The 13,176-nt window shown below is 50.6% G+C and carries 7 protein-coding genes; 3 read left to right on the top strand and 4 right to left on the bottom strand.

Going from position 1 to position 13,176, the window contains the following annotated elements:
* Nucleotides 1-38 precede the first annotated feature (38 nt).
* Together Q1B47_RS06610 and Q1B47_RS06605 are read right to left on the bottom strand one after the other, a co-directional pair.
* Entirely contained in the window at nt 39-3,734 is a 3,696-nt protein-coding gene (locus Q1B47_RS06610; RefSeq protein ID WP_299790500.1) for a response regulator, read from the bottom strand.
* Nucleotides 3,735-4,186: 452 nt separating this feature from the next.
* Nucleotides 4,187-5,581 (bottom strand): PhoH family protein, encoded by a 1,395-nt coding sequence (locus Q1B47_RS06605; RefSeq protein WP_299790497.1) that lies wholly within the window; start codon nt 5,579-5,581, stop codon nt 4,187-4,189.
* A 550-nt stretch (nt 5,582-6,131) separates the two neighbouring features.
* On the opposite strand from Q1B47_RS06605, the gene rapA reads away from it, so the two are divergent.
* Entirely contained in the window at nt 6,132-9,038 is a 2,907-nt protein-coding gene (gene rapA, locus Q1B47_RS06600; RefSeq protein ID WP_299790494.1) for an RNA polymerase-associated protein RapA, read from the top strand.
* Between the two features lie 123 nt (nt 9,039-9,161).
* Complete coding sequence (locus Q1B47_RS06595; protein WP_299790491.1) at nt 9,162-10,043, top strand: DUF3530 family protein; 882 nt, start codon at nt 9,162-9,164, stop codon at nt 10,041-10,043.
* Nucleotides 10,044-10,227: 184 nt separating this feature from the next.
* Here the strand turns inward: Q1B47_RS06595 and Q1B47_RS06590 are convergent, their stop codons facing one another.
* Nucleotides 10,228-10,725: a YqhA family protein gene (locus Q1B47_RS06590; RefSeq protein WP_299790488.1), complete on the bottom strand. Its 498-nt coding sequence runs from the start codon at nt 10,723-10,725 to the stop codon at nt 10,228-10,230.
* Nucleotides 10,726-10,905: 180 nt separating this feature from the next.
* Complete coding sequence (locus Q1B47_RS06585) at nt 10,906-11,769, bottom strand: crotonase/enoyl-CoA hydratase family protein (RefSeq protein ID WP_299790485.1); 864 nt, start codon at nt 11,767-11,769, stop codon at nt 10,906-10,908.
* 409 nt (nt 11,770-12,178) lie between these two features.
* On the opposite strand from Q1B47_RS06585, the gene Q1B47_RS06580 reads away from it, so the two are divergent.
* Nucleotides 12,179-13,174 carry a response regulator gene (locus tag Q1B47_RS06580; protein WP_299790482.1) on the top strand — a complete coding sequence of 332 codons (996 nt, stop codon included), beginning with the start codon at nt 12,179-12,181 and terminating at the stop codon, nt 13,172-13,174.
* Nucleotides 13,175-13,176: the final 2 nt, after the last annotated feature.

The raw sequence follows: 13,176 nt of genomic DNA, 5'->3' as shown, positions 1-13,176 counted from the left end.
CGGGCAAGAATTTTCCTTTTCGGATACGAATCGATTAATCACTCTTTCTTGTTAATCCAATGACTTAAGGTGTCAAATAACTCATTAAGTACTATGGGCTTGGTGATGTGCGCATTCATTCCGGCAGACAGACTCTTCTCTCTGTCACCGGACATGGCGTGTGCCGTCATCGCGATAATAGGCAACTCTGCGGTGCTATAACGTTTACGCAGCTCTTTGGTGGCCGTCAGTCCATCCATCACCGGCATCTGAATATCCATCAGCACGGCATCGAACTGCTTCTGTTCGATCATATCGATAGCGATCTGACCATTCTCGGCCACATCCACCTCATAACCTGCACTCTTAAGCAGCTCGGTCGCAACCTGCTGGTTGATGAAGTTATCCTCCACCAGCAGCACCTTACCCGCTTCCTGCTCTACCTTCTCTTCGGTCAACTCCTGTACCGGGTTGAGTTTAGGCTCATCGGCGAAGGCCGAGATGATCTCATCGAATAACGCCGATGCCTTAAACGGTTTCTGCAGCATGGCGAAGATATTGGATTTCTCGACATCTTTTTGCAGCGGTTCGGCCGCATAAGCCGTCATCATGATGATAACCGGGCGCTTATCCAGTCTGCCGTCGGCGACCATACGATCCAGCTCCTCGATCACCGCAATACCGTCCATCTCCGGCATCATCCAGTCGAGCAGTAACAGGTCAACCGAAGACTTTCCAAGCTTGTAGATCGCCTCTGAGCCACTGGCAGCCGTATCCACATCGAAGTGGAAGTCCTGCATCACCGAAGAGTAGATCTGCAGTGCGGTCGGGTTATCGTCCACCACCAGAGTCTTAAGGCTGCCCAACTTCTCAGGTACGATCATTGGCTTAACCTCGGCCTCTTCGGCGATCTCGAAGCTGATGGTGAAGCTGAAGGTACTACCGACCCCCATCTCACTTTGAACCTGCATCTTGCCCCCCATCATAGAGACCAGGTGTTTACTGATAGAGAGCCCCAGCCCCGTGCCACCATACTTTCTGGTGGTCGAGCCATCGGCCTGTGCAAAGGCATCGAACAGGCTGGCCTGCTGCTCTTTGCTGATCCCTATGCCGGTATCACGAACCCAGAACTTGAGGGTAATTCTATGGTCGCGTTCGCCCACATCTTCACAACCAAGTTCAATCTCACCACTTTGAGTAAACTTAACCGCGTTAGAGAGCATGTTGATCAAGACCTGACCCAGACGCAGAGGATCGCCCTCCAGGATCAGTCCGGCAGTAACAGGGGCGTAGAGAAGCAGTTCGACACCCTTCTCCTGCGCCTTCAGGGCGTTGAGATCGAGTGCATGATCCAGCACCTTATCCAGCGGAAACGAGACTCTCTCCAGCTCTAACTTACCCGCTTCAATTTTTGAGAAGTCGAGGATATCGTTGATGATCCGCAACAAAGACTGAGCCGAGAACCCCGCCTTATCCAGGTAGTCCTCCTGCTGCGGCGTCAGTGAAGTACGCTGAGCGAGCTGCAGCATGCCGATAATCGCATTCATCGGCGTACGGATTTCATGGCTCATGTTCGCCAAAAATTCACTCTTATAGAGGTTAGCCGATTCGGCGTCCTGCTTGGCTTCGAGCATGGCCACTTCGTTGCTCTTATGGCGGGTAATATCTTTATGGGTTCCCACCATACGTTTAGGCTGACTGTCTACGGTAAATTCGACCACCCGGCCCCTGGAGAGCACCCAGTGATACTGGCCACTCTTGCCGCGCATTCTGAACTCGATATCGTAGGCGCCGATGGGATCCGCCAGATACTGTTCACGGTACTCCTCGACACGAATACGATCGTCGGGATGGATCAGCTCATCCAGAGTTGAAACCAGCGCCGGGAACTCGTTGCTCTTGTAGCCCAGCATGGAGTAGTAGGCCGGATTACAGATGATCTGCTCTGAATCCAGATACCAATCCCACAGGCCATCCTCTACCGCATCCATCGCCAGATGGTAACGCTCCTCAGATAGCCTGAGCTGTTCGGCGGATTCATATTCACGGGTCACGTCACGCCACACGGCAATCAGACCCAGCAGTTCACCACGACGATTATAGAAAGGCAGCTTGAGGGTATCGAGCAGCACCGGCTTACCTGCCAGCTCCACCTTCTCCTGATAGCGCAGCGGTGTCCTTTCAGACAGGACCCGCTCATCCTCCTTCTTGATCCTCACCGATTGCTCATCTGTGGTGAGCCTGATGCTCTCCTGACCTATCATCTCACTCTCGGTGTAGCCCAGCATACGCTCGGCGGACTTGTTACACCCTAAGTATTTCCCCTCCCTGTCTTTGAAGACAATCGCTTCGGGGATGGAGTCGAGCAGGGAACGAAGCAGGGCGTATTCCCGCTCACGACGCTCCGTGGTCTCTTTGAGGCGCTCGGTGCGGCGTGCAACCAGCTTATCCAGACGACGATTCTGCTCCGCCAGGTGTCTGGTGTACTGCTGATTCTCCTCGAAAATACGACTCACCAGCTGGAACCAGGGCTCCCAGCCGGGTGTGATGGTCTCCGGCGGTTTTCTCGGCTCCTGAGAGCAACCTTCGAGATGGGTCAACAGACGCGAGGCCGGGTTGACGAAGGAGCGGCGGGTCTGCCAGTGAACTATGGTCACCAGTACCGACAGTGCCAGCACCACCAGGATAAAGGTCAGCTCTAACTTCTCCCAGGAGTCCATGAAGAGATCGTCTTCATCCTGCAGGTAGAGCAAGCGCCATGGAGCGTTTTGCAATGCCACCGAGTGGATGTAGTAACCGTTACGGATTATCCCCTCATGGGCATCGAACAGCTCAGATTCCGGAATCGAGTGCAGTTCGGACGGGATCTTCTGGCTGATATGAAACACCCGGCTGATATTGGTCGCATCGCTGCCATTATGGGAGAGAATATTGTTGTTCTGATCCAGCAGGATTACCGTGCCCGGCATCTTAAAGTAGAGGCGTATCTGTTTCGACAGCGACGCCAACGTCATATCCAGGTTAATAGAGCCGATAAACTCATCTTGCAGATAGATGGGCACACCCAGAGTCGTCAGCAGCCCCTTATCGGTCGGATCGACATAGGCCGGACTCCAGAACACGCTGCGCTGGGGGTTCATCGCCGGGGTCGCCAGCTGGAACTGATTCTTATTGAGTAACTCCTCCCTGAACCGCTGCTCATCAGACGGCCAGGGGTAATAGGACATGATGCGGCGCTTAGAGATGTAGTAGATAGAGGAGGCCTTAGGCGCCGCCTCTGTTGCAACCGGGAAGGAGAGTGACAGCTCGAACAGCATCTCCAGCTCTTGATAGAACTTGTCGCTGCGACCGTTAAGGGAACCGGTACCCGTTATCCGCCCCATGTTGGTAAAGGGCTCGCCTGTCTTGGCATAGCTGGGTTCCAGAGTGAAAAACTGGCCACTCTCGTTGAATTTTTCATACTGAGGCAGTCTGTCGGTACGCACCAGCTCGCCCAGGCGCAGATGATCCACAGCCACGTTTCTCAGACTCTTCACCGCGCGTATGCTGGACTCGAGCAGCAGATCTATTTGAAGTACGTGACGTTCAACCTGCTCCTCTCTTTGCTCCATAAGATGGGTTTTCTGTCGCTCGAAGAAAAACCATGCGGTGATCAGCGCCATGATGATGACACCAATATAGGTATAGAAAACAGCACGATTATAGTTTTTCTGTATCGGCGACTTTAGTTGCAGATCCTGCTCAGTCGGTTTCATTCGTGACCCTTGAATAACGCGATATCTCCCCGGCGTCTCCCTGCCAAGGCTATATGAATTCATTAACGGTATAGTATCAGGAAGATAGCTGATAGGAATACATTATCTTAGTATAAAAAGTTGACTAACGTGAGATAAACTACTTTTAATCAAACCTGTGCATACAGTTTGATACAGAGGTGTTTAGAGTTTTAACGACATGAGATCTAAGTGTTCAACATCCTGATTAACAATTGTTATTGGCTGCCGCTCCGCAGCTCTTTCGAGCACTCATCACCCAGCGCTTTGATTTATAAACTTTTCCTGACGTCTCCTGCTTTCTGGTGAGGTTTAGCTCAATATCTGTAGCCAGAAAACAGCGGTACAGAATAGCGATGAGGCCCGGATGATACCGGGCCTCATTGAAGTTACGACAGATTGAGCAACTCCAGAGTAAAAGTTGTCACTCAGTACTACAGATTCTCCTCGGCAAACTCGGCCAGACGAGAGCGCACCACACCATTGAGGTAGACATTGGCGCTGCCTTCGAAGTCTTTAAACCGCTCGACGATATAGGTCAATCCCGATGTGACTGCGGAGAGGTAGTTGGTATCGATCTGAGCCAGGTTACCGCTACAGATGAGCTTAGTGCCCTCTCCCATACGGGTGATCATGGTTTTGATCTGGGAGGCGGTCAGGTTTTGACACTCATCGAGCAGGACCACCGAGTTCTGAATCGAACGCCCCCGCATGAAGTTGATGGATTTAAACTGAATATTCGCCTTATCCATGATGTAGTTCATGCTGCCACTGGGGTTAACATCGTTCTTGTGCAGCACCTCCAGAGTGTCGGTGATCGCCGCCAGCCAGGGAGCCATCTTCTCCTCCTCTGTGCCCGGCAGGAAGCCTATGGACTCGGCAATCTCCGGGGTATTACGGGTGACGATAACCTTTTCATACATTCCCCGCTCCACCACCAGCTCCAGCGCCGCGGCCATCGCCAACAGTGTCTTACCGCAACCCGCCGGGCCCGTAAGGATCACCAGATCGATCTCGGGATCCAACAGCGCCTGTAGCGCCATTCCCTGATAGATGTTCTTAGGCCGGATCCCCCAGGCATCGAGGCTCAACAGCCTGTCTCTGCCGAGATCCATCAACCTTAAGTTTGTGTCATCACGCTCAATGACCCGGCCACAGAAGTTTGAGTCTTCATCTATAAGGTACTGGTTACTATAGAAGTTCTCCTCTCCCACCTCGGCAACCGGCACCGTATGGTAGGTATGCCGGCCATGGGTTTCGGTAGAGACGTGCTCCTTTCTCTGCCAAAAGTCGCCACTGAACTGATGAAACCCCTTAGTCAGGAAGCGAATATCATCGATCAGCTGATCGGTACGATAATCTTCAACCAATATGATACCCGCCCCTTTGGCTTTCAGGCGCATATTGATATCTTTCGTTACCAGAACGACAGTGCGGGGGTGATGAAGTTTTTGCAGGTGTAACGCCGTGTTGATAATACGGTTATCGTTATTGTTCAGGGGAAGCGTTGACTCGGTCTGCTCGAGTTGATGATCGGGGAAGATAGCGAGTGTCCCGCTGACATCTCCATGATCTTCTCGCCGGGGGAGTTTTACGCCCTGGACTATCTCCTCGGGGGTCGTTTTATCGCCAAGAATATCCTCGAGGGCTCTGATAGCCACCCGGGCATCTCTGCTTACATCTCGTTTTCTGTCTTTAATCTGATCCAGTTCTTCCAGAACTGTCATCGGGACCACTACATCATGCTCTTTAAATGAATAGATAGCTAAGGGTTCATGCAGTAATACATTGGTATCCAGTACAAACAACTTTTTGTCGTCTTGTTCCATGGCGCCTCCAAAATTTCTATCGGTCTGATGCTGAGATCTTTGCTACTGCTCCTTTTTATAGGCCGGGATATTTATAAACTGTCAGTCAATGAAGCAATAAAAATTGCTACCACCTGAATCCATACTGACACCAATACAGTAACGCATCAATCACTTACTTAGAACTTTCTATAATTGAGATCGAATTGGTTATACCCGGATATTAGCTGTTTTTCGGCTCAATAATTCTCGCCAAACGAGTTACATTCATGACCGGAATCGGCAGCAGATGGCGGGATGCCCCACCCATTGAAGGCGTTAAATCAAACAATAAGTACAAAAAAGTTGCTACACTTACTTCAGCATCTCCCCTCGCCCTGCGGGAGCATGCACGACTCGCTTTATCTTAGCTTTCTCAACCAAAAAGAGCCTGCCGGGATATGAGCTGCATCAGCGTGAAAAAGGTGCCCGGATTCGATGAGAGAACCTAAGCTGCGAGCCTTGCACTTTAGGGGAGTTTGGGTAAAAATACGCGCCCTTCGAGATTCACCCTGTAGATGAGAAATAAGTAATGCCCTTTTCCTTAGGTCAACGCTGGATAAGTGATACCGAATCTGAACTTGGTTTAGGTACAGTAGTAGCAATGGAAGGCCGCATGGTCACCCTGATGTTTCCGGCAACTGATGAGAACAGATTGTTTTCACGCACCGATGCTCCCCTGACCCGTGTTATTTTTAACCCGGGCGACAAAGTAGAGAGCCACGAAGGCTGGAGCCTGACCGTCAGTGAGGTGGAAGAGAAAAACAACCTCATGATCTACCATGGCACCCACAACGAAACCGGTGAACAAACGAGCCTGAGAGAGACGCTGCTTAACCATAACATTCGTTTCAACAAGCCTCAGGATAGACTCTTTGCCGGACAGATAGATCGAATGGAACGTTTCGGCGTTCGCTATCAGTGCCAGCTATTACGCCACAAATTAGCAACCTCAGATCTACTGGGTTTACAGGGTCCCAGAGTCGGTCTGATCCCTCACCAACAATGGATCGCCCATGAAGTTGGCCAACGTTTCGCTCCCCGGGTATTGCTTGCCGATGAGGTGGGGCTGGGTAAGACCATCGAAGCCGGTCTGATCATTCACCAGCAACTGCTGACCGGACGCGCCGAACGTATCCTGGTCATAGTCCCCGATACATTGCGCCACCAATGGCTGGTCGAAATGCTTCGTCGTTTCAACCTCAAGTTTTCTGTCTTCGATGAAGACAGATGTGTCGAGGCGTATGCCGATAACGACAACCCTTTCTACACGGAACAACTGGTGATCTGTTCACTGGAGTTGCTGCGTAAGAAGAAACGATTAGAGCAAGCCTTAGATGCCGATTGGGATCTGATGGTTGTCGATGAAGCTCATCACCTTGAGTGGACCGAAGATGCCCCCAGCCGCGCTTACCGCGTCGTAGAGGCACTCAGTGAAGTTGTCCCGGGTGTGCTCCTGTTGACCGCAACCCCGGATCAGCTGGGTCATCAGAGTCACTTTGCCCGTCTACGCCTGCTGGATCCGGACAGATTCTATGATTATGAGGCTTTCCTTAAGGAGGAGAGCAGCTATAAGGATGTCGCCAGTGCTGCCGATGCGCTGGCCAGCGGAAATAAACTGCCCGATGATGCCATCAACAGCCTGACAGAGCTGCTGTCCGAAAAGGATATCACTCCCAGCATCAATGTGATTCAGGCGACGGATATCGATCCCGATCTTCAACAGGAAGCCCGTAGCGAGCTGCTGCAGGAGTTACTGGACAGACACGGCACCGGCCGTGTGCTGTACCGCAACAGCCGGGCATCGGTTAAAGGCTTCCCGACCCGTATCTTCAACGCCTACCCGCAGGCGATGCCATCTCAATATGTCACAGCCGCACGCGTGGGTGCCATGATGAATGGCCACCTGGATACCCAGGGAAAAGTAAGGCAGGCATTGAGCCCGGAAAAAATCTATCAGGACTTCGACAGCAGCAGCGCCAGTTGGTGGAAGTTTGATCCGAGAGTCGACTGGCTCATCGGCTTCCTTAAAGAGAACCGCAGAAAGAAAGTCCTGATCATTGCCAGCCAGGCAGAGACCGCCCTCAGTCTCGAAGAGGCGCTACGTACCCGTGAAGGTATTCAGGCGACCGTATTCCACGAAGGTATGTCTATCATTGAGCGTGATAAAGCGGGGGCTTACTTCGCACAGGAGACGGGTGGAGCTCAGGCATTGATCTGCTCTGAGATCGGCTCAGAGGGACGTAACTTCCAGTTTGCCAGCCAGCTGGTTCTGTTCGATCTGCCGCTGAACCCGGATCTGCTCGAACAGCGTATCGGTCGTCTGGATCGTATCGGGCAGAACAGTGATGTCGAGATCCACGTCCCATATCTCGAGAAAACTGCCCAAGAGTGCCTGATGCAGTGGTACCACAAAGGACTCAACGCATTTGAGCAGACCTGTCCCAGCGGGCATATTCTGTTCAATGAGTTTTCAGAGCCCCTGTTGGATGTACTGATTAATCAGGATGATGACTCTCTCACCGAGTTACTCAACCACACCCAGACTCGATACAAAGAGCTGAAAGTGGTGATGGAGCAAGGCAGGGATAAACTGCTTGAGATCAACTCTCATGGCGGCGAGCGTGCTAATAAGCTGGTACAAAGCTTAGCTGAGCGTGATGAAGATACCCAGCTTATCGGCTCTGTCATACGCCTGTGGGATGTTATCGGTGTGGAGCAGGAAGACAGCGGCGAAAATGCCATCGTCCTGCGCCCGAGCGAACATATGATGTACCCGACCTATCCTGGACTTCCCGAAGATGGCATCACGGTCACCTTCGACAGGGAGATGGCACTATCGCGGGACGATATTGCGCTCATCACCCAGGAGCACCCGATAGTACAGACAGGTTTAGACCTGATCACCTCATCGGAGACCGGTACCACGAGTGTGGCAGTGCTCAAGAACAAGGCACTACCAGCTGGCACCATCTTCCTCGAGCTGATCTATATGGCAGATGCTTCGGCGCCTAAATCCAGTCAGTTATACCGCTACCTGCCACCAACGCCGGTACGTATCTTGCTGGATAAAAACGGGAATAACCTGTCTGACAATGTCAGCTATGATAGCTTCAACAAGCAGCTGAGTGCGGTCAATCGTCATATCGCCAGTAAGTTAGTCAACGCTTCGCAGAGCATACTGCATCCGCTGTTTGCCAAGGCTGAAGAGTTTGCCGAGAGTGAGCTTAACCTCTTAGCCGAGAGCGCCAGAGCCAAGATGACATCCCAGCTCACTCTCGAGCTTGAGCGTCTCGAAGCACTGAAGGCGGTGAATCCGAATATCCGTGATGAGGAGCTGGAGCATATACGCGAGCAGATGAATGAGCTCAACGGATACCTCGACGGCTGTCAGCTACAGCTGGATGCCATTCGTTTAGTCCTTGTAAGCCACGCGTAAGCTCAGGTACCAGGTCCTAGGTTCTAGAATCTAGGACCTGGTATCCTTACCCCGAATTCTAGGACCTTCTTTTCCAACCTGTTATACTTGCCCTATTCAAGATTAACATTCAGTTCGGTCTCTATGAGTCTTATCCGCCTGTTTTCCTTTCGCTTTATACTTATCTCTTTCGTAGTTTCCGCTCAACCTTGGCTTGCATGGGCCGAAACCGCTGAAAAAGTCTCTAAGTATGATTATCTCCCCAGCGATGAAGTTATCGCTATCGATGTGGGTGAACAAAAATCTGAAGTGCTTATTCGACCATGGATTGGTAAGAAGAAGTTAGGAGCGGCCATCATGTTTGCCAATACGGGGATGGATGCTGATTCGGCCGGCCTGCAGGCATTTCTGAGACGGAACCTGACACACACCGGCTGGGCAACCATCTCTATAACACCGCCAAACAGCGTGGTAACCCCGAATTTCGCGACCAGCCCCGAAGAGGTTGCCAAGGCAGGAGAGGGAAAAGAGATCCAAAAGAGTAGCGAGCCCACCCAACAGTTCAGTGATGAAACCTGGAAAAAAATTCGTGAAAAGCAGGAGTTGTTTGTCGTTCAATCTATGGATCAACTCGACGCCATAGGCAAGCCATTTCCGGGCAAGCGCATCCTCATCACCACGGCTCAGGGGGCCGGATTGACCATCTCCCTGCTCAGTAAGAATAAGCTGCCTAAGCCTGATATCTTAGTCATCATCAATCCATATATGCGTCAAATAGATGAGAACCAGGCCCTGCCTAAGCTACTTGCCGAGCTGGATCTGCCGGTACTGGATATACAATCAAGAGATGGTCACAGAGCCTCACTGAATACGGTGGAGAGAAGGCGAGAGCTGTCCCCCCATAACTCCCCCTACCGATACAGCCAGCAACTGATGTCCCTAAACTTAAATCAAGAGACCGCATGGCAAGTCTGCCTGGAACTGATTGAAGGTTTCGCGCAACGAATTAACAAGGCATACCCTTAAAGCCATCGAACAAAATCAGCCAGCAACTGAGCTCACTCAATCAAAACCTCAAGAGACCATCCGGGGAAACCTGCCCGGCACTGATTGAAAGCTTCGCGCAACGAATCAACAAGGCATACTCTGGAGACTGGATACTCAAATCCCCACGAATAGCGGGCCTTAGTAGCACCAGTACCAGAGCCGACTACTTCTTATCTTTGGTCAGCATCAGAGCAAGCGCAACCAGCACCACTATGACCCCCATATAGAGCAACTCCAGCATCGAAGTTGGCTTCATCTCGCTGAAATAGGAGAACACCTTGATGATCAACATCATCAGGATCACCTTACCCAGCTTACTCTTGAGTGAATCGATACTACTGATAATCAGTATCTTGCCGCTTGCTTCACTCTCTTCGGCGGCCTCCAGATTACTGATGAAGAGCTCATACAGGCCAAATGCAAAGATGAGCAGCACCGCTCCCAGCAGGAAGGTGTCCAGGATCTCTACCACAACCATAACCAGATCATTGCGCACATCATGGCTACCGCTCAACAGGTAACTCCAGATCAGATCCAACATATGAATCACATCTTTGACCCCCATAACGAAGATCACAAATGCAGCAACGATACATGCCAGCACACCCAGCATGACGGAGAGTCTGCTGCTCCACAAAATACGCTCAAAGATGTTTCTCATCCGTAAGTCCAAATATCTAAAGGGAAATTGGAGACGGATTCTAGAGTCTCCTGCCGACAAAACCACACTCGCCTCAACAGAGTGTGATCGAATTCACATCAAGAGAGGCCCCGTTATTATAGGAGGGGCGAATCCGTATGGGATCTGCTTTTAACGCACTATTTAGGCCTTTACTCTGCTCTACCACCAGGCTTGTCGTTGTTTATACTCATGTTTATAGTCGATATTACCAACATGCTCACCCGTTGCCCGGTTACCGCTTTTTGCCTTGGCTTTTTGGCTCTGTCTCTTTGCCGCAATGATCCGGTTTCTTCCCAAAAGCAATCTTATCTGACTGAGTGACTCACGGGACAGCAGGCTCCGGATACTGGCGCCCCAGCTGCGATTAATGCTCATCTTAATCGCCGCATTGGCATCGGGTGATGTGTTGGCTAACTCAGAGGCGAGGCTCAAAGCTCTTTGCATGGGAGAGTCACTCACCTCTGTGACTAAGCCTCTGTCCAGAGACTCCTGAGCCGACAATATTTTAGCCGTCATGGTTAACAGCATGGCCTGATCTTTTCCAACCAGCTCTCTGAGTGACACTAAGCCGGCCATATCCGGTACCAGGCCCCACTTAGCCTCCATAATAGATATTCTGGCGTCCTCACCGGCGATACGAATATCGGCACCGAGTGCTATCTGCATCCCACCGCCAAAACAGCAGCCCTCTAAAACGGCTATCACAGGGATAGGTAGGTTTCGCCAACCAAAGGAGACTCTTTGAGCCAGATTAGCATTTCCGGGTAACCACTTGAAAAGTAGCTTTATCGGTTGAATCGGTGACTCGACGACACTCTTAACATCCAGGCCGGAACTGAAATTGCCTGCCGCACCCGATAAGATCACCACCTTAACCCGGAGATCCTTTCTCAACTCTCGAATAACGTTATCTAACTCTTTGAACATAGTGAAGTTAAGTGCGTTGTATTTCTCCGGCCTATCTATTACCACCCGAGCCACGCCTGCATCATCTACATCTAACTTAATATACTTGCCTGCCATCTCATCCTCTCAAGCCTAACTGGTCTGTCCAGAACAACAGGTTAACATATTTGGAATATTTAACTAATAGCGATAACATACAGGGAAAAATTTGACCTCAGTCAAAAAAATGACACCTTGATTTACTATTTGGGCTAACAGTGATAGACAATGCCTCTATATACTCATCGTAGGCCGATAAAATCCGGTAAATTCAAGGCCTCATAGAGATCTACTCAGGATTTTTGCTGGCTTGAGCGATAATAGATAGCACTACCCTAGCCGAACTCAGCCCATTGCATAAGTTCGAGACGAGTTGTGTCTCAATAAAATAAAACAATTACTGCAGCATAATTCATCATTTGAACGACCGAGTTCAATAATAAGTGTTATCTTGAATATATGAGCAAAATAGGATGTTAGAAGAATAATGCCGATCCCTGTACTCATATGTGATGACTCCGCACTCGCCAGAAAGCAGATGGCAAGAACACTCCCTAAAGAGTGGGATGTCGAAATAACCTTTGCTAATAACGGAGCCGAAGGTATCGAAGCGATTCGCGCCGGTAAGGGAGAGGTGGTATTTCTCGACCTCAACATGCCGGTGATGGATGGTTACGAGGTACTACAGACCATACAGCAGGAAGATCTACCGGCACTGGTCATAGTAGTATCAGGCGATATTCAAATAAAGGCCCATGAACGGGTGAAGGCATTGGGAGCACTGGACTTTATCCAAAAACCGGTCAGCGCCGACGCTATAAGTAACATACTGCAGGAGTATGGCATTCTCACCATAGCTCTGGGCGAAGAGGCGATAGAATCACCTATGATCAAGGTCGATCTCAGAGACGCCTGCCAGGAGGTGGCCAATGTCGCCATGGGGCGTGCGGCAGATCTGCTTGCCAAGCTCCTCGATGTATTTGTGCTCCTGCCTATTCCAAATGTGAATGTGCTCGAGGTCAGTGAACTCACCATGACTCTCAAGGCCACTGAGGAGCGCAGTACGGTATCGGCACTGTGTCAGGGCTTTATCGGCGCAGGGGTTGCGGGTGAGGCCCTGCTGTTATTTCATGACTCATCCTTTAAAGATATGGCGAAGTTGATGGGGCTGGCGAACCCGGAAGACAGAAATACCGAAGTTGAGGTGATGATCGATACCGGTAATGTGCTTATTGGCGCCTTTCTCAATGGTATATCTGAACAGCTTCATATGAAGTTCAGTCAGAGTCATCCTGTGGTACTGGGACGCCACTGCACAGTCAATGACCTCATCCACGATAACTCTGAAAAGTGGTCTCGAACTCTGGCAATGGAGATTAACTACCGCATCGAAGATCATGATATTCAGTGCGATCTTCTGTTGTTATTCACCGAAGACTCATTACCGACGCTTAATTTTAAGCTCGGTTACCTGTTTGAATAAGT

The sequence above is a fragment of the uncultured Shewanella sp. genome, assembly GCF_947501225.1.
Classification (GTDB): Bacteria; Pseudomonadota; Gammaproteobacteria; order Enterobacterales; family Shewanellaceae; genus Shewanella.
This window is presented reverse-complemented; position numbering and strand designations above follow the sequence as displayed.